21 protein-coding genes and 1 pseudogene are annotated in these 23383 nt (G+C 44.5%); 21 read left to right on the top strand and 1 reads right to left on the bottom strand.

The features are described 5' to 3' along the window. The first annotated feature begins 3 nt into the window (after window positions 1–3). From ACNEUN_RS03305 to ACNEUN_RS03230, 16 genes and pseudogenes are all read left to right on the top strand, one after another. Window positions 4–1743 (top strand): anchored repeat ABC transporter, substrate-binding protein, encoded by a 1740-nt coding sequence (locus ACNEUN_RS03305; RefSeq protein WP_463630785.1) that lies wholly within the window; start codon window positions 4–6, stop codon window positions 1741–1743. A 20-nt stretch (window positions 1744–1763) separates the two neighbouring features. After that, window positions 1764–2594: an anchored repeat-type ABC transporter ATP-binding subunit gene (locus tag ACNEUN_RS03300; protein ID WP_463630783.1), complete on the top strand. Its 831-nt coding sequence runs from the start codon at window positions 1764–1766 to the stop codon at window positions 2592–2594. Next, complete coding sequence (locus tag ACNEUN_RS03295; RefSeq protein ID WP_463630782.1) at window positions 2594–3466, top strand: anchored repeat-type ABC transporter permease subunit; 873 nt, start codon at window positions 2594–2596, stop codon at window positions 3464–3466. The genes ACNEUN_RS03300 and ACNEUN_RS03295 overlap by 1 nt, the downstream gene beginning before the upstream one ends. A 49-nt stretch (window positions 3467–3515) precedes the next feature. Next, on the top strand, window positions 3516–4397 hold the full coding sequence (locus tag ACNEUN_RS03290; RefSeq protein WP_427876216.1) for a lysophospholipid acyltransferase family protein: 882 nt from the start codon (window positions 3516–3518) through the stop codon (window positions 4395–4397). Window positions 4398–4566: 169 nt separating this feature from the next. Further along, entirely contained in the window at window positions 4567–5562 is a 996-nt protein-coding gene (locus ACNEUN_RS03285; protein ID WP_463630780.1) for an NAD(P)H-dependent glycerol-3-phosphate dehydrogenase, read from the top strand. Window positions 5563–5644: 82 nt separating this feature from the next. After that, window positions 5645–6784 (top strand): D-alanine--D-alanine ligase family protein, encoded by a 1140-nt coding sequence (locus tag ACNEUN_RS03280; protein WP_463630778.1) that lies wholly within the window; start codon window positions 5645–5647, stop codon window positions 6782–6784. Between the two features lie 72 nt (window positions 6785–6856). After that, entirely contained in the window at window positions 6857–7852 is a 996-nt protein-coding gene (locus ACNEUN_RS03275; RefSeq protein ID WP_463630777.1) for a lysostaphin resistance A-like protein, read from the top strand. A gap of 100 nt (window positions 7853–7952) precedes the next feature. Continuing rightward, window positions 7953–9344: a homoserine dehydrogenase gene (locus ACNEUN_RS03270; RefSeq protein ID WP_463630775.1), complete on the top strand. Its 1392-nt coding sequence runs from the start codon at window positions 7953–7955 to the stop codon at window positions 9342–9344. Between the two features lie 19 nt (window positions 9345–9363). Continuing rightward, complete coding sequence (thrB, locus tag ACNEUN_RS03265) at window positions 9364–10440, top strand: homoserine kinase (RefSeq protein WP_463630773.1); 1077 nt, start codon at window positions 9364–9366, stop codon at window positions 10438–10440. 136 nt (window positions 10441–10576) lie between these two features. Further along, complete coding sequence (locus ACNEUN_RS03260) at window positions 10577–10804, top strand: hypothetical protein (protein ID WP_463630771.1); 228 nt, start codon at window positions 10577–10579, stop codon at window positions 10802–10804. A gap of 10 nt (window positions 10805–10814) precedes the next feature. After that, window positions 10815–11168, top strand: coding sequence for a toxin-antitoxin system protein (locus tag ACNEUN_RS03255; protein ID WP_463630769.1), 354 nt, complete (start codon window positions 10815–10817; stop codon window positions 11166–11168). A gap of 51 nt (window positions 11169–11219) precedes the next feature. Further along, on the top strand, window positions 11220–12656 hold the full coding sequence (locus ACNEUN_RS03250) for a Maf family nucleotide pyrophosphatase (RefSeq protein WP_463630767.1): 1437 nt from the start codon (window positions 11220–11222) through the stop codon (window positions 12654–12656). Between the two features lie 555 nt (window positions 12657–13211). Continuing rightward, window positions 13212–13379, top strand: a complete 168-nt coding sequence (locus tag ACNEUN_RS03245; RefSeq protein WP_463630765.1) for a hypothetical protein — start codon at window positions 13212–13214, stop codon at window positions 13377–13379. 33 nt (window positions 13380–13412) lie between these two features. Continuing rightward, a complete protein-coding gene (locus ACNEUN_RS03240) occupies window positions 13413–13700 on the top strand; it encodes a toxin-antitoxin system antitoxin subunit (protein ID WP_463630763.1) in 288 nt (95 codons plus the stop codon). A 130-nt stretch (window positions 13701–13830) separates the two neighbouring features. After that, window positions 13831–14043 carry a hypothetical protein gene (locus tag ACNEUN_RS03235; protein ID WP_463630761.1) on the top strand — a complete coding sequence of 71 codons (213 nt, stop codon included), beginning with the start codon at window positions 13831–13833 and terminating at the stop codon, window positions 14041–14043. A 78-nt stretch (window positions 14044–14121) separates the two neighbouring features. Beyond that, window positions 14122–14274 (top strand): annotated as a pseudogene (locus tag ACNEUN_RS03230) (ORF6N domain-containing protein); the annotation flags it as partial. Window positions 14275–14645: 371 nt separating this feature from the next. Here the strand turns inward: ACNEUN_RS03230 and ACNEUN_RS03225 are convergent. Next, window positions 14646–15587: an AEC family transporter gene (locus ACNEUN_RS03225; protein WP_427876238.1), complete on the bottom strand. Its 942-nt coding sequence runs from the start codon at window positions 15585–15587 to the stop codon at window positions 14646–14648. Between the two features lie 441 nt (window positions 15588–16028). Between ACNEUN_RS03225 and ACNEUN_RS03220 the strand changes: the two genes are divergently transcribed. The 5 genes from ACNEUN_RS03220 (at window position 16029) to proB (ending at window position 23249) form a co-directional block, all read left to right on the top strand. Continuing rightward, window positions 16029–19475, top strand: coding sequence for an Rne/Rng family ribonuclease (locus ACNEUN_RS03220; RefSeq protein ID WP_463630759.1), 3447 nt, complete (start codon window positions 16029–16031; stop codon window positions 19473–19475). A gap of 206 nt (window positions 19476–19681) precedes the next feature. Continuing rightward, complete coding sequence (rplU, locus tag ACNEUN_RS03215) at window positions 19682–19990, top strand: 50S ribosomal protein L21 (RefSeq protein ID WP_427876241.1); 309 nt, start codon at window positions 19682–19684, stop codon at window positions 19988–19990. 33 nt (window positions 19991–20023) lie between these two features. Beyond that, window positions 20024–20275, top strand: coding sequence for a 50S ribosomal protein L27 (gene rpmA, locus ACNEUN_RS03210; RefSeq protein ID WP_004106248.1), 252 nt, complete (start codon window positions 20024–20026; stop codon window positions 20273–20275). Between the two features lie 128 nt (window positions 20276–20403). Next, a complete protein-coding gene (gene obgE / locus ACNEUN_RS03205) occupies window positions 20404–22077 on the top strand; it encodes a GTPase ObgE (protein ID WP_463630756.1) in 1674 nt (557 codons plus the stop codon). A gap of 26 nt (window positions 22078–22103) precedes the next feature. Beyond that, window positions 22104–23249: a glutamate 5-kinase gene (gene proB, locus ACNEUN_RS03200; protein WP_427876247.1), complete on the top strand. Its 1146-nt coding sequence runs from the start codon at window positions 22104–22106 to the stop codon at window positions 23247–23249. Window positions 23250–23383: the final 134 nt, after the last annotated feature.

The following is a 23383-nucleotide window of genomic DNA, read 5'->3' as shown; positions in this document are numbered from 1 at the left end:
ATAGTGGGTTGTAAAAGCAGGAGATTTAGTAAAACTCTTGTTGCAGCAGCTTGCGCAATTGCGATCAGTTTGCCGCTTACTGCCTGCAGTATAAACAATGACAGTCGTGCAGGTCACAAAGACGGTCGTATAAATGTAGTAACTACAACCGGAATTCTGCGAGATATGGTAGCTAACGTAGCAGGAGACGCTGCAAACGTAACTTCAATAGTTCCTGATAACGCAGACCCACACTCCTACGAGCCGCGTCTTCGATCTATTCGTGACGTAGTTTATGCAGATTTAGCTTTTAGCAACTACATGATGCTTGAAGAGCATAGCGTTATTACAGCTTTAGACGCAAATCTTAAAAAAGGTGTGCCGAATGTTCAGCTTGCGGAAGAAAGCGTGAAGCATGCTGCAGATATTATTCCTATGGTTGAAGATGTGTCTTTAGATACGATTTGGCTTGGTCTTGCAACAGAACGACAAACTTCGCAGCCTATTGAGGAAGCTAAAGAAGCGAAAGATAGCGCACAAGAGAAAACTCAAGAAAAGTCTGATAAGTTAAATCAGTCTGGTCAGTCTTCTCAATCAAATGCTCCTTCTACCGCAACTGAGCAAGGCCGTTCAACAGTTATGAAACCGAACGCATACAATATGAAACGTTCGGATAGAATTCGTTTAACTGCCACGAAAGTTAAAGGATCTGGCTCCCTTTTTGCGTACTTAACAGGCACTTTTGGAAGTGTTGAAACGTATATTAATTCTGCAAATGGCATAAATGACGACGATCATGTAGATCTGCCGGCGGATGCTCACACTCATTTAAGCTGGGCTTTTAGTAAACCAGGAGAGTACATTCTCGATTTGCACGCTGATATACTTGATGCACAAGGAATGCGAATTTCTAGCTTAGGCAATACTAGTATGCGTTTTGCTGTCGGTATTAATGCGCAGAAACTCGCGAAAAAACGTGGAGCTAGCGTAGTTTTAAATCAAGGGCATGCTGATTTAGCTTACGATTTATCAAAACGCGGATTTTTGTACAGAGTTGACACTTTGCAAGAAAATCATTCCACTGTGCCAAAAAGAGTTTATTACGCACCAAACGATGTGGTAGTAGAAGTTCCAACTAATGCTTTAAAAGAAATTCCAGCAGAGCAAGGGTATCGTTTCTTAGGTTCTCCTCGCGAAAAACTTTACCAGCTTCCTCAAGCAGTTTTAGGAAAACATGTTCACGGAGATATTGATCCTCATTTGTGGCAGTCTGTAAAAAATGGTATAGCTTATGTGCGCACTATAGCAGATCGTTTGTGTGAAGTTGATCATAAAAATGCTAAAAAATATCGTGCGAATGCAGAACGTTATATTAATAAGCTTCTCGACGTGGACGCGTACATTCGCAAAAAAGTAGACTCGATTCCAAAAGAGAGACGCAATTTAGTAACCACTCACGATGCTTTCGCATACTTGGGTAAAGCTTACGGCGTAAAAATTGCAGGTTTCGTGACTATCAACCCTTCTAGTGAGCCGAGTATAGAAGATAGACGTAGGCTTTCGCAAGTGTTACGAGACTTGGAAATTCCAGCTGTTTTTTTGGAACCTAATTTGATATCACGCTCGTCGGTTCTAAAAGAAGTGGCTTCTGAATCTCACGTAAAAGTGTGTCCAATTTATGGTGACGCTTTTGATTCAAAAGTACATTCGTACGCGGATATGATGCGCGCTAACGCGGATTCCTTAGCAGAATGTTTGAAATAGTAGGTTTAAAGGTGAAAATTATGGAACAGAATTCAGTTATTTGCGCACAAAACTTGAATATTTCGTACGGAAGTAGACATGTTGTTAAAAATGTTTCTTTTACAATTAAAAGTGGCGAATTTGTTGGTTTACTTGGCGCAAATGGTGCCGGTAAAACTACTCTATTTCGTGCAATCATGGGTTTGATTCCGCACAGAGGAACTCTTGAGGTTAAAGCTCCAAAAACTAATGTAACTAATGGTGTTGCTTTAAATAGTCGTGTTTCATACGTTGGTTATGTGCCGCAGCGTCACGATATTGCTTGGGATTTTCCGCTTTCTGTACTAGACGTTGTTTTGATGGGAAGAATTCGTCATATCGGCTATGTGCGTCGTGCAAAAAAAGAAGATTACGAGATTGCGCTTACTGCTTTAGAACGTACAGGAATGGTAGATTTTCGTAATCGTACTATCGGTGAGCTTTCTGGAGGACAGCGTCAACGAGTTTTGGTTGCGCGTGCTCTTGCTGGTGAGCCACGTTTGCTTTTACTCGATGAGCCGTTTACTGGATTAGATATGCCTACTCAGGAGTTGCTTACTGAGTTGTTCCTTAATTTAGCTGATTCAGGCGAGGCGATTTTGATGAGTTCGCACGATATTATCGGCTCAATTAATTCTTGTTCGAGAATAATGCTATTTGACGGAAGTATTGTTGGAGATGGTACGCCCGAATCGTTAAACGTTGAACAATGGGTTAATACTTTCCATGTTGCTCCACAGAATCCGCTAATAAAAGCAGTGGAACGCGTTATTAGTAATGAAAAATATGAAAATCGTGATAGTAGCGAAATTTTTAACGAGGTGCGACGATAATGTTATCTCCAATTGAGTTTATTCAAGATTTAACTAACCCAGACCTGTGGTTTTTATTAAAAGCTCTTATAGTTGCTTGCCTTTCTAGCGTTATTTGTGGAGCGGTTGGCTGCTATGTTGTGCTTAGAGGAATGGCGTTTATTGGCGATGCTGTAGCGCACTCAGTGTTTCCTGGTCTTGCTATAGCTTTTGTTCTGCAAGGAAATTTGCTTTTTGGTGGAGCAATTGCTGGAGTTGCTACAGCGCTTATAGTGTCTATTTTTAGCCAAAATCGTAGGCTTCGCGAAGACTCGTTTATTGGAGTATTCTTCGTATCTGCTTTTGCTCTCGGAATAGTAATTATTTCGAAAGCTTCAGGTTATGCAGGTTCTTTAGAATCGTTCCTTTTTGGCTCTATTACAGGCATTCCAGATTCTGATATTAGTTTGATTGCTATTACTGGCTTAATTATTATTACTTTGCTTTTTATGTTCCACAAAGAGCTGGTTTGCGTATCTATGGATAGAGAAACTTCTCGCGCAATGGGTTTGCCTGTTGCTTTTCTAGATGGCATGCTTTATGTGCTTGTTGCGATTGCGGTAGTTGTCTCAGTGCAGATTATTGGTAATGTGCTTGTTCTTGCGCTTCTTGTTACTCCTGCTGCAACTGCTCGTCTTTTAACAGATAGATTATCGAGAATGATGTTTTTGGCTCCTTTGCTGGGATGCACTTCTTCAGTAGTTGGAATGTACGTTTCTTGGAGTTTCGATACTGCAACTGGCGGAACTATCGTGCTTGTGGCAACAGCGTTATTTATTCTTGCTTGGGTTCTATCACCTAAGCATGGGTTAGTAGCAAAAGTTTTACCAAAATTGCAACGAGCAGTAAGCTAGAAGTAACTTAGCAGTAAGTGTAGTTTATAGCATGCTGCACAATAGACGTATGGTATCAAAAGGAAAACCTTCGCCTAGAAGTGCAGTAAAACCACTCAGCGATGAGCAGGTAGAACGTTTAGCAAAAAAACATAATTTAGTGGATCCAACCTACTATTATCCTGCGGATAAGCGTAAGCCAAATGTGGCAGAAATAAATGCGCAAAATCCTAAGGCTGCAGAAAGATTACTTGAAGGTACTTCTCGAGTTCTACGGTCGCGTTGCAAAGTACGCGCGTGGGGATTGGAAAACGTTCCGGAAGAAGGCGTGTTTATAACCGCTTGCACGCACGTGACAATGTTTGACGTTTTCATACCTATGACAGCGTTATTTCACCAAGGGCGTAGGCCGCGTTACATGGCAAAAGCGGAACTTGCGCACTGGCCGATCTTAGGCAAATGGTTCCAGCTAGTAGGTATGCAATCAGTGCCACGAAGAAGCGGAAAAGCGCGCGAAATTGAGGAAGAATCAATTAAAATTCTCACAAACGGAAGACCTTTAAGCATTTGGCCAGAAGGCACTTTAACACGCGATCCTAAAAAATGGCCTATGAGCATGAAACCAGGAATTGGAATTATTGCTCTCGAAGCATCACGTAGATTAGGTCATCAGATTCCGCTATTTTGTGCAGTCGTGTGGGGTGCTGCAAGCATTAATCATTGGTGGCCGTGGCCTAAGAAAAACGTTGTAATGTGCTACGATACCCAACTTGATTATTCCGACTTACTTAAGGGCAGTGAAAACTGGGGAGAATTACCTCCAATTGAATCTGCTGAAGAGCTAGCTCGTCGAGTGCGCGTGCGCATGACGCAAATTATGGAAGAAATTCGCGGCGAAAAAGCGCCAGATGGGTATTTTGACTACAGGCAGATGAAAAGAGTTGCGGAATAATCACAAGCGTAATAATCATAAGTAAACTCGCGTTTTATAAAGCCGTAAAGCGTCGTGTGTAGAATTACGTAATAGTGTGATTAGTCGCAAATACTAGAAATAGTAAAAATCAAAAATAAAGGCTAAAGTCGCAAAAATAGAGATTGTAACCGAAAGGCAAGGCGTAAACATGAACGTTACGGTGTTGGGTGCTGGTGCTTGGGGAACTGCGTTTGGTCAAGTGCTTGCGGACGCAGGAAATCAAGTAACGATGTGGGCAATAGAGCCAGAAATCGTTGAAGGAATTCGCGACCATCATCATAACGCAGTGCGCCTGCCAAGCGTAGAAAAATTGCCGGAAAATATGACCGCAACTGGGGGTCGTGCGGAAGCTGTTGCGAATGCGGATATTGTAGTCGTAGCGATTGCTGCACAATTTGCGCGCGTTGCGTTAGCAGAATTTGTGGATTTGATTCCGCAAAATGCGATTGTAGTTTCGCTTATGAAAGGCATTGAGCGCACAACAGGCAAACGCATGGACGAAGTAGTGTGCGAAGCCTTGAAATTGCCGCGCAACCGTTTCGCTGCACTTTCAGGTCCAAACTTAAGTAAAGAAGTAGCATCTCGACAGCCTGCCGCAGCAGTAGTTGCTTGCGCCGAAAAGCATCAGGCAGAAGTAGTTGCAAAAGCCTGCTCAAACAGCTACTTTAAAGCGTTTGTGTCAACCGACGTAATCGGCGTAGAAATGTGCGGATCGCTTAAAAACGTGGTTGCGCTCGCAGTTGGAATGGCTCGAGGCGCAGGATATGGCGAAAATACAGCGGCTATGATCGAAACGCGTGGGCTTGCAGAATTGACGGCCTTGGGAGTTGCAGAAGGTGCAGATTCGCGCACTTTCGCAGGTCTTGCAGGCTTCGGTGATTTAGTTGCAACTTGCGGATCTCCTCTAAGCCGTAACTATACTTTTGGATCAAATCTCGGAAAAGGCATGAGCGTTGAAGAAGCAACCGCCGTAAGCAATGGTGTTGCGGAAGGCGTGCCAACTACTAGCGCGGTTGTGGCAATGGGTAAGCGATTTGGTGTTGCAACTCCGCTTGCAAGCGCAATGGCTCGCGTGCTTGAAGAAGGAATCTCCTGCCAAGAAATGCTTGCAATGCTTTTCGACGACGACGTTTGCGAAGAGTAGCAAAGTGCGTAAATAATCCAAAATAATCCAAAATAATCCAAAATAATTTGAAATAACCAAAATAATAATCTGAAGGAAAAAAATGACGAAAAAGCGTGTAGTGTTCTTGTACGGCGGTAAAGCAGACGAGCATTCGATTTCTTGCATATCTGCTGCTGGAGTACTCAGTGCTGTAGACGAAAGTCGTTTTGATATTATTCGCATTGCGATTACTAAAAAAGGCGAGTGGATTGTTGGCGGTGAAGATCCGCGTAACTTCCGCATGGAAGAAGGAGAGCTGCCAGTAATCACAAAAACTGCTGAAACGCGCGATGTTGTTTTAGACCCAGCCAAGGGAGCAGACGGATTTTTAGTGCGCGAGGCGGACGGTACTCTTACGAGTTTGGGTCATATTGACGCTGTTTTCCCTGTACTTCACGGGCCAAACGGTGAAGATGGAACTTTGCAAGGCTTACTTGAAATGATGCAAGTGCCGTACGTTGGTTGCGGAGTGTTGGCTTCGGCTGCATGCATGGATAAGTATTATGCAAAGCAACTTTTTAAGGCTGCCGGAATTGCAGTTGCTCCAGGAATCGCTTTAGATGCGAGAAAGTTTGCAAGCGATTCAGCAAATCATTTTGCTGCTTACGCAAACGAAATTATTTCGCAAGTTGAAGAGGCAAAACTCGAGTATCCGCTTTTCGTAAAGCCAAGCCGCGCAGGATCTAGCTTTGGAGTTACAAAAGTAGAAACGCGCGATGCTAAAGCTTTGGCGCAAGCCATTTTTGAGGCTTCGAAGCACGATTGGCGAGTGTTAGTAGAGCAGGGAATTGACGCGCGCGAAATTGAGTGCGCTATTCTTGCAGCTCATGACGGAGAAGAGCCGAAAGCTAGCTTGCCTGGAGAAGTTGTGCTCGATAAGCGCGAGGCTGGCGAAGACCAGTTCTACGATTTTGACAGCAAATACATGGATTCTGCAGCTTCTCACGTGGAAGTTCCAGCAGATCTTCCTGAGGAAACTTTGGAGCGTGTGCGTAAGACTGCGCTTGCAGCATTTAAAGCGGCAGATGGCAGAGGGCTAAGTCGCGTGGACTCTTTTGTAACTAAAGACGGGCACGTAATTCTTAACGAAATCAACACAATGCCTGGGTTTACGCCAATTTCCATGTATCCGAAAGCGTGGGAAGCAACTGGAATAAGCTACAGTGATTTAATTACGAAACTTATTGAAGGAATTCTTTAATCAGAAAAGTAATGTTTTGTAAGTGTAGTACTAAATCAGATAGTGCTAAATCGCATACTGCAAGGGGTGAGAATGCAAGAAATGATTGACGACGAAGAATACTTAACAGCTCGCAGCAATCAAAGCACAGTAGGAACGTCGTTATTTGTGTTTCTAATTTCAATGGTTTGTTCTTGCTTATTCTTAAGTGCTGTTGCTAAAGAACTTATGCCAGAAAATTTGTACAAAACTTCTTTGGTATCTATTCTGATTTCTCTCATATGCCAGTATGTTATAGCTTTGCCTATTTCATTTTCGATTATGAGAAATGTACCAGTTGCAAAAGCCTCACAATTTACTATGACAACTAAGCAATTTATAGGATTTTTTGCTGTAAGTTATCCTATTATTTTTGTTGGCAATTATATTGGCACTTTTCTGTCTTATCTTCTTTCGGATGGCTATTCACTAAATCGTGTAGAAAAATTAGCGCTTTCTAGCGGAATTTTGCAAAATATTCTATTTTTTGTAATTATTGCGCCTATTGTTGAAGAGTTTATTTTTAGAAAGCTGATTTTAGACCGTTTAAGAATGTACGGTGAAAAAAGAGCCATAGTATTTTCTGCATTAGCTTTTGCGCTTTTCCACATGAATTTGTTCCAATTCTTCTATACTTTTGGAGTCGGATTACTGTTCGGTTATATGTATGTGCGCACTTCGCGTTTGCGTTACAGCATATTGCTTCACATGATTATTAATTTGCAGGGTTCTGTAATCCCAATTTTGATTATGCGGCAGCTTGTTAATGCAAATGGGAAAATGATAAATATTAATAAACTTGCTAAAAGCGAGCTTTCACAGATACCGTTAAATATTCTCATAATTGGTTTTTATGGAATGTTTATGTTAGGAATGCTTATTTTTGGCATAGTTATTTTGGCAAGATGCAAGCATTATCTAGTATTTTTCGAAGCTCCTAATGAGATTAGTGGCTCGCGTGGTACGAAAGCATTATACGGGTCTGCGAGTGTTATATCTTTTATCGTAATTGGTTCGATATTTACAATATTGATGCTTTTTGCGCAATAAATTTGTTTTTTGAAATGATACACGGGCAGAGTGTACGGGCAGAGTGTAAATTAAAAATAAACGTTTATCGTAATCTACACAAAACGAAGGAGCGATTGCTATGCCGAACAAACAATCTTTTGACAAAACAATTCGCGTTGGATTGCTTGGCGCAGGAACAGTCGGTTCGCAGACAGCGAGACTTATAGTTGAACAGAGTGATGAGCTTGCGGCTAGAATTGGCGCAAATATTGAGCTTGCTGGAGTTGCGTGCTTGCGTCCGGAAGAAGTTGACGCTCCTTGGATTAAGCGCGATTTATTGACTACAGACACGGCATCGTTGTGCGCTCGCGAGGACGTTGATATTGTAATCGAGCTTATTGGCGGACTTGAGCCAGCGCATACTTTCGTAAAAAGCGCACTGTGCAACGGAAAATCTGTTGTTACTGCAAATAAGGCGTTGCTTGCAAAGTTTGGCCCTGAATTATACGAGTGTGCAGAAACTCACGGAGTGGACTTGTACTTTGAGGCGGCTGTTGCTGGGGCAATTCCTATTGTTCGCCCGCTTCGTGAGTCACTTATTGGCGACGAAATTACGCAAATTTTCGGAATCGTAAACGGAACTACAAATTATATTCTTGACGAAATGACTGTGCGCGGACTTGATTTTAATTCGGCTTTGCGTGCGGCTCAAGAAAAGGGTTATGCTGAAGCGGATCCAACCGGAGATGTTGAAGGTTTTGACGCTGCAAATAAGGCTGCTATCTTAGCAACTCTCGCATTCCAAATGCCAGTAAGTATTGATGATGTTTCCGTTGAGGGAATTAGCGCGATTACGGCTGAAGATATTGCAGCTGCGAGTGCCGAAAAGCGTGTAATTAAGTTGCTTGCGGCAGTTGAAAGGCAGGGTGACTGCGAGTCAAACGCAGACGGCGAGTCAAGCGCAGATGCTGGCGTAAGCGTTAGTGTGTATCCGGCTCTTGTTGGTGATGAGCATCCTTTGGCTTCGGTTCATGGCAGTTTCAACGCTGTGTTTGTGAAAGCTAAGGCTGCTGACGATTTGATGTTCTATGGTCGTGGCGCTGGCGGCGCTCCAACTGCAAGTGCTGTTGTGGGAGATGTTGTTAGCGCGGCTCGAAATCTTGTACGCGAATGCTCTGGTTTTGGCGTGCCAATGTATCACAAGTATGTTCCGGCTTCTAGCGAGCAGACTAGAGCAGATTTTGTGATTCGTTGCAATATGGAAGATACTTCTTTGGCTTTGTGCAGCGAAGTTATGGATGTTTTTGCAGATCATAGCGTCGCGGCTGAGCGTTTGGCTTCGGCATGCCAAGCTAAGTATGCGCAAACTAATGGTGATTCGGATTGTCCAGAGTGCGGTCTTGGTGGGCCTGGCAGTATGCGTGTGCTTGTGCGCGAATGTTCAGAAGCTGCAGTTAAAGCTATTTGCGAGGATTTGCAGAAGTTGGACGTTGTGTGCGGAAAGCCGCTAGTTTTGCGCGTTATAAAGTAGAAAAATTGCAGGTGATTGTATGAATCCAGTGTGTAATAGTGTTTCCGTGCGCGTGCCAGCAACTAGCGCAAATCTTGGTTCTGGGTTTGATACAGCCGGTATTGCGCTTGATTATGCGGATTCTTTAGTTTTTACTTTAGATGATAATCAGTCTGAAAATTCGCTTGATTCACTTGATTATGCTGGAAACGTGCGCGTAATTATTCACGGCGAAGGCGAGGATACGCTTCCAAAAGATGAAACGCATCTAGTTGTATCAACTTTTCGCAAAGCTTGCAAAATATTTGGTCTGCCAAACTTACGGTTTACGTTAGAAGCGCATAATCGGATTCCGCAAGCGCGCGGTATGGGATCTTCTGCAGAAGCGATTGTGGCTGCAGTTGCTGCTGCTTGGTCTTTTGCGCACGAAGGTGAGCTTAATCGCGAAGCAATTTTCGAAATCGCGGCCGCAATTGAAGGCCATCCAGACAATGTTGCTCCTGCGGTTTTTGGCGGATTGACGATGAGCTGGAAGCTTGATGCTGGAGAAGGCAAAGGTTCCGTGCGCGTGGCTGGAGATGGTGAAGCGCCTCTTCCTACCGGTTTTCATACGGTACGATACAAAGTTTCGCAAGATATTTCCGTGTCTGTATTTGTTCCTAATTTTGAGCTTTCTACAGAGCTTGCTAGACGCGCACTTCCAGCAAAAGTGTCGTATGGCGACGCAATATTTAACGTATCGCGAGCTGCAATTCTTCCGGTTGCTTTTGGTGAGTTAAATAGTGATTCTGAAAATAAATCAAGCACAGTAAAATCTGATATTTCGCGAAATGCGTTACTTTTTGCAGCAACTCAAGATGCTCTTCATCAACCGTATCGTGCAAATCTTATGAAAGATTCGTGGAAGTTAGTGGAAACGTTGCGCGAGAATGGTTTTGCGGCAGCGATTTCGGGAGCAGGATCGTGCGTTGCTGTATTTTATGCAGGAGACGCTGAGTATAACAAGAGTGCTGCTCAAAAAATCGACGCAATTGCTGAGCCGTGGCTTTCGCGTGCTGGCTGGCGCGTTTTGCACGTACCGGTTGATTCTACTGGCGTTGCAATAAATCGCGAATGATTTGTGCGAAGTTGTAATGAAGTAGCAAGTCAATAAATTGTGGTACAATTACACAATGGTTATTAGGTTTGATCCCAAATCTGCGTATAAACATTTTGATGAAGATCATCTAAATGAGGAAGAGATACGAAAGGCTATGGCTAAACCTATATGGTTTGCTTTAGTTAATCCTGATGATGTGTCAAATCCACCTAGTTCAAGGGGAAGAGTTGTAGCACTGGTCATATGTTTAAGGCATCCAGGCGCATGGGAAGATGATTTAATTGAAGTGCTTGCAAGGCCTCAAGGTAAAGATTTTCTCGTGTTTCATGTAGAGCATCTTACTGATAAATGGTATAAATATTGGAAAAGATGGGGCAAATGAGGTGATTAAAATGGATATGTATGAGAATTTAGCTGATGAAAATGTGTCTGCTCCAAATAATCCTCCTGTAATGCAATTTTCTGGCGAAGCAGCTGCAAAAATTATGCAAACTTTACTTTCTGAAGATTCTGATGCAACTGAAATATTTGCATCTTTATCTGGACCGGGAAGACCAAATTCGAAAGAAAGGCGCGAAAGCAGTGTTCAAGAGCGTTTTCGTGTTCCTAAATCGTGGAGTGAATATATTTCTCGCGCTGCTAAGAGAGATGGCATGCCGAATAAAAGCAAGTATTTGCAATCTTTGATTTTGAGAGATGCTCAGATGCATAATGAACAATGCCAGCTACAGGCAGCGTTGCAATAACTCGCGAATAAGCTGTGCGAAGTTGTAAAGGCGTAAAAGGAAGAGTAAGGTATGACAGTTTCGTTGATTTTGGCCTCACAGTCTCCGGAGCGTAGAGCGGTTTTGGCGGCTGCTGGCGTGATTCCGATAATTCACGTAAGCGAAGTGGATGAGCCGGCGGCTTTGCGCGATGCCGCTAGTGAGCGCGGAACAAACGTTGAAGAGTTGAGTGCTGAGCAGCGAGTTTCTATTTTGGCTCGCGCAAAAGCTAAAGCTGTGTACAATGCGTGGAAACTTGTTGCAGATGCGGCGGCGAGTGCTAGTGGCGATTTAGTTGTGGGGTATCCGCTGGAAGCTGAACATGCGGGATCTGCTGAGACTGCTGAAACTGAATCTTCTGGTAACGCTTTAGCAAGCGACGCAGAATCAGACGTAACGCATAACGTAGATACGGCGCAAACTCGCGATTTTTCAGGTGTTACTGTTCCTACAAAAACTTTCGATATTCACGATTTTGCGTATACGAATAAATCTTCTAATGATTGTAGCGGTGTGCTGATTGTTGGCTGCGATTCCATGTTCCTGCTCGATGGCGAGTGCTACGGGAAGCCGCATACTCCTGAAGTGGCATTTGAGAGAATCAAGCAAATGAGCGGAAAAACAGGACAATTGTGGACTGGTCACTGCTTAATCGACGCAAAAACCGGCAAAACTATTTGCAAAACAAGCCACGCAAGCGTAACTTTTGCGCAAATGAGTGACGCGGAAATTCGCGCGTATGTGGCAACCGGAGAGCCTCTGGAAGTTGCAGGATCCTTTACGCTAGAAGGTTTTGGCGGAGCTTTCATTGAAAGCATTAATGGAGATCCGCACGGTGTTCTTGGAATCAGCTTGCCGCTGCTTCGCAGTATGGTTACCGAGCTTGGATACGCTTGGCCGGATTTGTGGAATAAGAAAAGTTTGGAAGAAGTTGGCGAAAAGAACGATCCGACTTCCACGGAAGTTCCTAAAGAAAATGTACATCAGCCGGGAGATGGCTGGGTGCATTGCAATTGTGGTCGAAGGCACTGGGGTCATAACGGTGCTGCTGGCGTGTTGCTTGCTAGGCGAGATGCTGAAACTGGTCGCGTGACGCACGTTGTGATGCAACATCGCGCGCTTTGGAGCGCTGAAGGTGGCACTTGGGGCATTCCTGGTGGCGCAATTTCCGACGGAGAAAGCGCGATTGAGGGCGCATTGCGTGAGTCTTTCGAGGAAGCAAATATTACTTCGGGAGATATTGAAGTTGTTGGAGCTTACCGCGAGGATCATGGAAATTGGTGCTACACAACGGTTTTTGCGTTTGAAAAGCCAGGACATAGTGTGGATCCGTGCGCGCATGACGACGAGAGTATGGAAATTAAGTGGGTGCCGATTGACGACGTGCCTAAGCTGAAGTTGCTTACAGCGATGCGCACGGATTGGCCGTCTTTCCGCGCTCGGCTTGACTCGCTAGCTGAGCGACGGTAGCTGTGCGACGGTAGCTGCGTAACGACCTGTTTGAGTGCTGCGATGTAGTGCGGAATTGTCGAAAACACCAAATCAACTGGTGAAATGAATAAAACGCAAGCCAAAACTGTCGAAAACACCAAATCAACTGGTGAAATGAATAAAACGCAAGCCAAAACTGTCGAAAATACAAAATTGCCCGATGTTTTCGACATTTTCTATTGACTGCAAAAATATTTAACGCGTGTATAGATTCGCTAGCTGCGCAAAGAGATTTGCAATCTGGAAGTAGACTTCCAACTTTTGCCATTTTGCACTAAACTTGGAAGTAGACTTCCAAGTTGCGAAAGCATTGTTGTTTTCGTTTTGTTCAATAAATATTTTGATAATCTTTAATACAATGTGATAACATTTCGTATACGAAAATATTGAGAGTTGGAGATATTGTTTATGAAGGTTTTAGTGCATCCTAGAGTTATTCGAAAGCGACCTTGGCTCAGAGAAACTGAAGTGATAAATATGTGGAACTAATCATGTAGAGAGCTTCCCAGACAAGGTGAATATGAGCCTAGTCAAATGCTTTCACTTGCGTGGGATTCGCGCGGAGTTATTACAGAACTTATTGCATATAAGGGTGAAGATGGGGAATGGATCATTTTTCACGTCGCTCCTGCAACTAAAAAGTTTCTTGCTGAGATGGGATTTAGCCAAGAAGAAATTAGGCAAATTTTTGGTAGAAGATAATTGGAATATATCTACGAGATAGTAGGAGTAATTATGGCTAATTTTCGCGGTGAAGGTGGCGTTGATGTCACTGATGAAATGCTTGATAAATGGGAAAGTGATGCTAAAAAAGGCATCTATCATGGTAAAGCTGGCAATCTGCATATTAAAAAGCCGCTTGGTAGACCGCCTCTTTATGAAGAAGCTATGATGCCTATAACTTTCCGCATATCTGCTGAAGATGCGGCTGCTCTAAAAGCTTCTGCTGATAAGCAGGGTGTGAAGGTAGGTGATGTTGTGCGAGAGGCGTGCAAATTGCTTCTTGCTAATCAAACACGATGATTGAAAAGTATTGCTATTGCTTGGCTTTTAATATGTCGCTTGTTTTTGTAAAGCTTGAAAGCAATGCAGTACTTATAATTCATGCGAATAGACTTACAAAAGGATTTTTACAAGAGATAAGGGATGCAAGATGAGTGGTAATACGTATACGGCAGAAAACGGATTCGTTATTACGGACGATATTGTTGATAAGTGGGCTAAGGAAGCAGAAGACAATTTTTCTAGTGCTATTGTTACAGAGTTTGCTGGAAGAGCTTGGGAAGATGAAACTCAGCCATTGAAACCGCGTACTGTTAGGTTAAGTGATACCGTTTGGCATTTAATTGAGGCTGATGCATGCTAGTTTTCTGCTAGTTTTTAGATGTTTTGTGGCTTGTGGTTGATTTTGTATTGTGCTTGTGATTTATGGGGTTGTGTCAGAAGTGTAGAAAAATTTGATAACGACTTTATGTTTCAGTTAACTGTTGATGAGTTCAAAAACTTGATGTCGAAAAATTCTACATCAAGTTGGGGTGGCCGCAGAAAGCTTCCTTATGCTTTTACGGAGCAGGGTATTTATATGCTTATGACGGTGCAAAATCTCGACTATTATGCGGATAGAGTCTTTGAATTTGAGCTTGTATCATGCGATGTTTGATGAGTTGTTAAAGAATGCTGAGTTGGAGTTTTAGGTGTGTGGGTCTGTAAGTGCGATAACGCGTTTGCCACAATTTTTTTTGCAGCTTACTTAAACTGTCGAAAATACCAAATCATTTGGTGAAATCGACAGAATGTGAGCCAAAACTGTCGAAAATACCAAATCGCTTGGTGAAATCGACAGAATGTGAGCCAAAACTGTCGAAAACACAAAATTGCCCGATATTTTCGACATTTTCTATTGACTGCAAAAATATTGCATAGATGTCGGCGAGTTGATTGCAAAGAGTTGCAAATACGCCTCTAAAGTTACCCTAAAACGGCGGCAATTACGGCAATACAAAGTGGGCTAGTAACAGTCGAAAACAGGATTCCATCGCGAGCAAAACTCAAGCCAACATCGTAACGAGCAGCGTAATTGTAAACGTTCTGGCCAGTCGGAAGCGCCGCTAACACAACGCAAGCGTAAAGCGTTGCGCCGCGAAAATCCATAACAAAATAAGCCAGCAAAAACGCAACAATTGGCATAATCAAGTTTTTCAAAATCGCAACTGTCGCAATAGCAGCGCGATTGGAATCTTTTTGCAAAGGCTTGCTGCCGTAAAGAGACATTCCGAAAGCCATTAAAATCATTGGAACTGCAGAATTGCCAATCATTTTAATAGGATCGTAAAGAAAATTCGGAACAGGGAAATAGCCAACTTTTGCGGAAATTGCGGAAATAATAATTCCTCCAAGTGAACCAATTAAAAGTGGCTGCTTTAGGGGCTGCTGAGCAATGCGCTTAAGCGAGAATTTTCCTGTAGTTGTAATGTCTAAAACCGTCAAGCCAACAGGAGTAAATACAGCCTGTTGCATAACTAAAATCGGAGCAACAAGCGCAGGATTTCCCAAAATATAAGTCGCAACCGGCAAGCCAATATTATTCGAGTTCAAATAAAGCGAGTTAAGCGCGCCAATAGTGCAATCAGACGCAGGAAGATGGAAACAAATGCGATTAAGCAACACAAACGCAACGCCAACAATCATTGCAGAAAAGAATGCAACAAAGATTGAAGAATGAAAAATCTCAAAAATTGGCTGTTTGGAAAGAATTGCAAACATTAAACAAGGGCTGGAAACGAAAAAACTTACTCTGTTCATTACCATTTGAGCTTGCGATCCGCCAACTCGCATGCGAGCAGTGATATAGCCTGCGATAATAACAATGCCGATTACGCAAAACCCTTGCATAGCGCTGATTAAACCCATGCCCATGATTCTAGCGCTGATTATTGGATTGTGGTAGTTGCGTATAAGTTCGCGAGTTTGTTGCGTAATAGTGAGTTTGTTGCGTAATAGTGCGTTATATGAAAATGGTCTTTTAAATAACGCACGAAAGTATATCGAAAAAGTATATCGAAAAAGTATATCGAAAAAGTATAGCGAAAGTATATCGAAAAAGTAGAAAAAACTATGGTGCACACATATAGATTGCATGTTATTTGACGTTGCAATATGGCATACTAGAGAGCGGTGGCACTGCAAGCCGCCGAAGCATTCGATGGCGTCGATCCCCTCGCAAGGGTTTAAGTGAGGCTGGTGTCCGCCGTCGCGCAGCTAGACTTTATAGAGAGCTTAAGTGTGATTCACATAAGTGAAACCATGCTAAGCCAAGGATACGAAACGATGCAGCGTTTCGTGAGGAGCATAGTGCCCGGAATAACAAGAGATGGCTTCAATGTGCCTGAAGCTGGGGAAGGCGCATCGTATGTGCAAGACAATCAAAAGTCTTCAACGTTGCAGCCAGATAATACCAAAGAAAATACTGTTGTAAATAAGACTTCTAATAATGAGTCTGATACTTCTGGCGTTACTGCACAAAACGGAACTTCGTTTGTGCGCAGTGTGAGTGATTCTGATGTCACTACGCGTCGCCGTCGTGGATCGCGTAGAGTAGTTAGAGTTGCTGGTGCTGCCGGTGAAGCGATGAAATTGCACGTTCAGGATACCAGTGCTCCGTATGCAGCTAGGCCAATAACTTCGCTTCTTTTCCAAGAACCAGTTTTGCCTAATCGTAGTTATAATACTGAGAATTCGAACGATACTGACTCTTTCGATGAGCGTTCGAATAGTGAGAAAAATAGGCGAGCTTCCTCTAAAACAGAGTATAAAGGAAGGCGCGCAAGCCGTGGAAATTCTGATACAGACGAACTAGATGATTTATCAGAAAGCGCGAGTTCTCGCAACTCCCGTAACTCTCGCGATTTGCGTAATTCTCGTAACAATGACGCTGATCGAGACGATGCTGACAGCCGTAATAATGACGATATTCGTAATAGTAGCGATTCTCGCAGCAGTAGCGCTGATCAAAGTCGTAGAGACGGTCGCAATAATCGTAAAAATCGAGACAGTCGAAATACTAAAGACTATCGTGATTCTGAAGATACTCGCGCAGTTAGCCGCCGTCAAAAGCGTACTCTTGACGAAACTTCTTCCAGATCTCGCAGTTCTCGCCGCTTGAACGCTTCAGAACGTCGTGCTGCGGCGGAAGTTGAAAAAATTGAGGAAGATTTAGTTTATGACGATATAGTTTATGCCCCTATTACGCGCGGTGTTGAAGAGACGCTTGATATAAGCGACTTATTTGATAGCGAAAGAACTGGCAGAAGCGAGCGCGACAGTAGAAAGCGCGACGGTCGAGACGGTCGAGATCGTGATGGTCGAGACGGTCGTGATAGCAGTAATGGTCGTGATAGCAGCGACAGTAGCAGCATTCGCGATAATGACAAAAACTATGACAATGACAGCGAAGATGGGATGATTATTCGTCGTCGTCGCCGTCGTGGAAGTAGAGCTAAAGAAGAGAGCGCAAACGCTGATAACGGCAATTACGGCGATAACGCAAGTAATGATGCAAGTAATGATGCTAGAGATAACGCCATCGATAACGCCATCGAAAATCTAAGTAAAGATTCTGAAGACAGTGATAACTTCACATACAGTGGCAGCAGGCGTCGTCGTTCTCGCACAACTCTTAAACAGGATAATGGAGAAATTTCACAGGACGATAGCGATATTATTCCAGATCCTGATGAGCTTAGAGCAAGCGCGGAAGAAGAGGAGACGCTTTACACTCGTCGCCGTCGCCGTCGCCGTTCGAAATCTTCGGATGATGCTGCAAACAGCACAATATCAGACGCAAGCTCTGAGGATAATGCCCCACGCCGCTCTCGCAAGCAGCAGTATATTGATGAGATCACCGATATTGAAGGCTCCACAAGACTAGAAGCGAAACGTCAGCGTCGTCGTGATAATCGTCGCGAGCGCAGCCGTCAGAACATGATTATGGAGCAAGATTTCCTAGCGCGTCGTGAAAATGTTGAGCGACTTATGGTTGTGCGAGAACGTGATCGTCACACGCAAATTTCCGTTATAGAAGACAATATTCTCGTAGAACATTACGTTTCTGATATTCAGGAAGTTGCTACAGTAGGAAATATTTATCTTGGCCGTATTCAAAACGTTTTGCCTAGCATGGAAGCCGCGTTTGTGGATATTGGTCAAGCGCGAAATGGTGTGCTTTACGCAGGCGAAGTCAACTGGGATATGACCCGTTTGGAAGGTCAGCCTAGAAGAATTGAGCTTGCTTTTAAGTCTGGAGATCCTGTTCTTGTGCAGGTTACGAAGGATCCTATTGGACATAAGGGTGCGCGTTTAACTTCCCAGGTGACTATTGCCGGTAGATTCTTAGTATTGGTTCCTTCTGGCGGTATGACTGGCGTGAGTCGAAAGCTTTCTGACCGCGAGCGCTCGCGTTTGCGCGGAATTGTTTCTAAGATTGCGCCAAAAGATATGGGTGTGATTATTCGTACTGCCGCTGAGGGCGCTACTGAGGAAGCGATACAGAAGGATCTTGAGTCGCTTATGCGTCAGTGGGAGCGTATTGAAGAAAAGCGACAGGAGTTTTTGCACGGCAAACGTCCGAAGTTGCTTCAAGGCGAGCCGGATGTGGCTATTCGTGTTGTGCGCGATATTTTCAACGATGATTTCCAGAAGCTTATCGTTGAAGGCGAAGGCGTGTGCCAGCGAATTAAAGAATATCTTGAGATGATGGCTCCTGATTTGTTGAGCAAGATTGAGTATTGGGATCCTGCTGAGCATGAGGGCAAAGATATATTTGATAAGTGGCAGATTGATAGTCAGCTTCGTAAGGGTATGGAACGTCAAGTTTATTTGCAGTCTGGCGGTTCGATTGTTATTGATAGAACTGAGGCTATGACTACGATTGACGTGAATACTGGCCGATTTATTGGTCGCGGTAAGTCTTTGGAAGAGACTGTAACTCGCTGCAATTTGGAAGCGTCTGAAGAGATTGCTCGTCAGTTGCGTTTGCGTGATATTGGTGGCATGGTCATGATTGATTATGTTGATATGGTTATGCCAGCAAATCGCGATTTGGTTCTTCGTAGACTGCTTGAGTGCTTGGCTCGAGACCGCACTAAGCATCAGGTTGCGGAAGTAACTTCGCTTGGTCTTGTGCAAATGACGCGTAAGCGCGTAGGACAGGGCTTGGTTGAAGCTTTCTCTGAGGAGTGCCCAACTTGTAAGGGGCGTGGCTTTATTTTGCATGATGAGCCGACTGTTTCTTCTGAGTATGCTGATCCTTATGCGCTTAAGGGTGGAGATCCGTTTATTAAAACTAATAAACACGGTCATGGTAGTTTAGTCGAGTCTGCGACTGTTAAGCAGCAGGGTTCTAGTGCTGATGTGCGAGCTAAGTTTGCGCAAATTGCTGCGGCAACTACTACTGTAGATTCTTCTGATAAAAATAATGACGATTCGTCGTCTTCGGAATTTACTGATAATTCTGACGCTGATAATTCCGGTTCTGATAATTCCGGCGCTGCAGTAAATGTTTCTGCTGAAGATTCCGCAGCTTTGCATGCTGTAGAATCGTTGGATTCCGTTACTGATAATGGTGACTCTTCTGCGCATGCGGAAATTTCTGCAGAGTCTGTAGCTAAGCTGGAAGTTGATATTGTAAATGCTGCTAAAGAGTCAGTTAAATCAGATATTTCTGAAAATCAGAAATATAACGGGAAAGTTAGTGAACCTGCAGAAATAACTACAGAATTTCCTGTAATTCAACCAAAATAATTGTGTTGGAAAGCGGCTAAATAATAGACAATAATCAATGAAGTATGTGGCATGAGTACAATATTGACTATTGTCTATTCTGGCTATAAAAAATAAGCTCTTGACGTAAGTACAGGGGTGGGTGTAATTTTGATAGTCGGTGTCTTGACGTGCTCCTGACTGCTGCGCGTTAGACAAGAAGCTTTCAATTGAGCAAGGAACGAATTATGTACGCGATTGTGAAGGCCGGTGGCCATCAAGAGAAGGTCGAGGTTGGAGATGCCATCCTCGTGAACCGTCTCGATGCAAAGAAGGGCGATACCGTGGAATTCCCGGTCGCGCTCGTAGTTGACGGCGCTAAGGTTATCTTAAGCGCTAAGGATCTTGCAAAGATCTCGGTAAAGGGCGAAGTTGTAAACGACGAAGCCAAGGGTCCGAAGATCAGCATTATGAAGTTTAAGAACAAGACTGGCGTGGCTCGTCGCAAGGGTCATCGTCAGAAGTTGACTCTCGTCAAGATCACGGCCATTGCCTGATTGACGGTGTTATAAACCTGAAAGGACAGCAAGATGGCACATAAGAAGGGTGCGTCTAGCTCGCGCAACGGTCGCGATTCACAGGCGCAGTATCTTGGCGTTAAGAAGTTCGGCGGTGAAGCTGTGGTGGCTGGCAACATTATCGTTCGTCAGCGCGGCACCAAGTTCCATGCTGGTCAGAACGTGGCTTTGGGTAAGGATCACACGCTGTACGCTTTGGTGGACGGCAATGTGAAGTTCGGCATTCGTCGCGACCGCAAGGTTGTTGACGTTGTGACTGCCTGAGTCGCTTCGATTATCATCTTTTTAGCCGCACCCAGTTCGGTGCGGCTTTTTTGTTCTCCTCATTTTGCGTTTTTAAGAGTACTAAAACGTGGAAGTTAAGTGTTGTGCTATTCAGGTAAGGTAGCGATATGAGTGATTTTGTGGATCGCGTAACAGTGCACGTGAAGGGTGGCGACGGCGGCAATGGTTCTGCCGGCGTGCGTCGCGAAAAGTACAAGCCTTTAGCTGGTCCAAATGGTGGCAACGGAGGCGATGGTGGTTCTGTTATTTTTGTAGCAGATCGTAACGCAAATAGCCTTCTTGACTATCGTTTTATGCCGCATCGTACTGCTGAAGACGGCACAATGGGTTTTGGTGATACAAAAGACGGTTCAAAGGGCGCTGATTTAGTACTTCCTGTTCCTGTTGGTACAGTTATTTTTACGGCTAAAGGCGCGGCTGGTTCTGCAAAACGCCCGGGTGAAGTTTTGACTGATTTAAAGCAACCGGGTGATCGTTTTGTTGCTGCTGCTGGTGGCGCTGGCGGTCTTGGAAATGCTGCTCTCGCTAATAAAACTCGTCGTGCTCCAGGATTTGCTCTTTTAGGAGAGCCTGGCGAAGAGCGTGACGTAATTTTGGAACTTAAATCAATTGCAGACGTGGCTTTAGCTGGATTTCCTTCTGCCGGAAAATCAAGTTTAGTTGCGTCTATTAGTGCAGCTAAGCCGAAAATTGCTGACTACCCGTTTACTACTCTCGTGCCAAATCTGGGAGTTGTAAGTTTTGGCAACTATCGTTATACGATTGCTGACGTTCCAGGCTTGATTCCAGGCGCTTCTGAAGGTAAGGGTTTGGGACTTGAGTTTTTGCGTCATATTGAGCGTACTGAAATTATTGCTCACGTAATCGATTGCGCAACTTTGGAGCCAAATCGCGACCCTATTAGCGATTATCACGCTCTTGAGCATGAGCTTGCGCAGTATGCTGATAAGCTTGAGCTTCCGCTGGGCGCTATTCCGATTCCTGAACGTCCGCGCATTATTGTGCTAAACAAAGTTGATGTGCCTGAAGCTAAAGAACTAGCTGATTTTGTGCGCGGCGAATTTGAGGCGATGGGATTAGACGTATTCGAAATCTCTACCGCATCGCACGAAGGTTTGAAAGAGCTTGGTTTTGCTCTCGGACGATTGGTTGAAAAGATGCGTGAGAAGCTTGCTGCTGAGGAAGCAGCGCGAGAAGAAGAGCGTGTTGTTATTCAGCCGCTTGAGCAGCAGACTTCAGCGTTGCGTCGACGCCGCGATGATGGACGTGGAAATAGTGCGGACTTCACTATTGAACGTGAAGAAGACAAAAACGGTGATTTTTGGTTTACCGTTACTGGCATGAAACCTGAGCGTTGGGTTGTTCAAACGAACTTTGATAACGATGAAGCTGTTGGATATTTGGCTGATCGTCTTGCGAAGCTTGGTGTTGAGGATGAGTTGCGTAAGAAGGGTGCTCGTCCTGGAGATGAGATTCGCATTGGCCGCGGAAATCGTATGGTTTGCTTCGACTGGGATCCAAGTATTGCTGCTGGAGCAGAAGGTCTTGATGGAGCAAGCTTGGGTGCTCGTGGTAGGGATTTGCGTCTTGAGGCGAATGATCCTAGGAACTCTCGTCGTACTAATGCGGAGCGTAGACGCGACTATCACAGCATGATGGATGCTAAGAGTGCTGTTCGCGACGCAATGATGGCCGAACGTAAGTCGGGGCACTGGGCAGATCCATCTGTTGACGATGATCGTCATGACGAAAATAGCTTATTCGGCCGCGGTGAAGAGTAAAAACTAGTAGAATCAAGAGGAATTTTATGAGTAATCCTGCAATTGAGCTAACCGAAGAAGGGGTTCGGCGTTCAATTCGTGAGGCGCGCACAATCGTAGTAAAAGTTGGTTCAAGTTCGCTTACTGACGCGTCAGGTCATCTTGATGTGCAAAAATTGCGTGCGCTTGTAGCTGCGATTAGTCATGTGCAAATGATGGGTGCGCGTGTAGTACTAGTTTCTTCTGGCGCTATTGCAGCAGGTTTTGGGCTTCTTGGTTTTGATGAGCGTCCTAAGGATGTGCCGACTCAGCAGGCGACGGCTTCGGTTGGTCAAGGCTTGCTTATGGCTCAGTATGAGTCTGCGTTTGCGCAATTTGGTTTCAGAGTAGGGCAGATGCTGCTTACAGCGGATGTTACTATTTCGCCTTCGCGTTACCGCAATGCGCAGCGAACAATGCTTCGTCTGCTGGAGCTTGGCGTAATACCGATCGTAAACGAGAACGACGCGCTTTCTAGTAACGAAATTCGTTTTGGCGATAATGATCGTCTTGCTGCGCTTGTAGCAAATGTGGTGCGTGCGGAAGCGTTGGTATTGCTTACGGATGTTGATGCTTTGTATACTGCTCCTCCGAGCGAGCCTGGAGCTAAGCGTGTAAGTTTTGTACCAGATGTGACGCGTGCTTTAGAGAAAGTAAAAGTTGGTTCAAGTGTTTCTGGAGTTGGTACCGGCGGAATGATCACAAAGATTGAAGCTGCGCACGTTGCTGCAGTTTCGGGTATTCCTACCGTGTTAACTTGCGCGAGTAACGCTGGGCCGGCTCTTGCAGGCGATGCTGTTGGTACTGCGTTTGCGCCTGTTAATACGCGTGATTCTTCAAGGCGACTTTGGATTGGTTTTGCTTCTTATCCGCATGGAACTTTGGTTGTTGATGCTGGTGCTGCGGAGGCGGTTCGTGGAGGTCGCGCAAGTCTTCTTGCGGCTGGAATTGTTGATGTGCGCGGCGAGTTTTCGGCGACGGATCCGGTGTGGATTGATGATGAGCAGGGCAATCATTTAGCTAAAGGATTGGTTGCTTTTGATGCGGAGGAGATTCCGGAGATTATGGGGCGCACGAGCGATGAGCTTGAGAAGTCGCTTGGACGGCAGTATGCGCATCCGGTGGTGCATCGCGACAATCTTGTGCTTGTGTAAATTAACTGCAACTACATTTGCCGGGAATTTTCCGGAAAATGTTTCACTACGCCGGTCTTGAGACAATAACGCAGTAACAGTACTGCACTAGTGTCTCAAAATGAGCAAAATGAGACACTCTTGCAGAACGATAA

This window comes from Gardnerella sp. C0684A1 (genome assembly GCF_055326835.1).
The sequence above is the reverse complement of the archived record's forward strand: the minus strand, read 5'-3'. Positions and strand labels throughout refer to the sequence as shown.